This window comes from Candidatus Accumulibacter contiguus (assembly GCF_012940005.1).
GTDB lineage: Bacteria > Pseudomonadota > Gammaproteobacteria > Burkholderiales > Rhodocyclaceae > Accumulibacter > Accumulibacter contiguus.
On the sequence record NZ_SPMX01000131.1, the window covers coordinates 1 to 650 of the forward strand.

The 650-nt window shown below is 61.4% G+C and carries 1 pseudogene; it reads right to left on the reverse strand.

From position 1 onward, the window contains the following. Positions 1-650: pseudogene (locus tag E4Q08_RS23550) on the reverse strand (helicase); the annotation flags it as partial.

Consider the following 650-nt stretch of genomic DNA (forward strand, 5'->3'; position numbering starts at 1 on the left):
GTCGGTGCACACCAGAACCTGTGCATCCTGCCGCTTGAAGCGCCGTTTCGTCTCCTCTCGGGTCAGGCGCTTCCAACTACCGTCGGGTTGTAGCCATTCGCCACCGCGCCCCGAGTAGCAGAGCACCGAGAACCCCTGTGTCCTCAGGAAATCACGCAGGTAATCGAGCGTGTCGGTGTATTGGGTGAACACAATCGCCTGCGGGAAAGCGGGCAGAAGCGAGTGGTCCGTGGCATGGTAGCTGCCTCGTTGCAGGGACTGGAGCACCTCGGCGAGCCGCACGGCTTTCGTGTCCACCGGCAGTCTTCGCACCTGCGCAAGCAAAATCTCGATGTCGCCCTGTTCCTCGAGCTGCAATGCAGTCTGTTTCTGCTGGTCGACGGCTTCCTCGTCGGCAGCGTCGCCGGACTCGTCGATGTCGTCTTCGGCGTCCTCGCTTGAGCGCAGTTCATCGAAGGGCAGACTAGCCTGTCCTCGTACCACGGCAAGACGCTCTTCAAGGGTCATTCTCAGGGCATGAAAACTGGAGGCCAGGCGCTTGCGATACGTCGTCATCACGAAGCCGACCGCCGTGCGCCGCTCCTCCTGGGCATTGTTGTACGTCGTCGAGATGTAGGCTTCCAGCGCCTCGTAGACCGCAGACTCTGCAG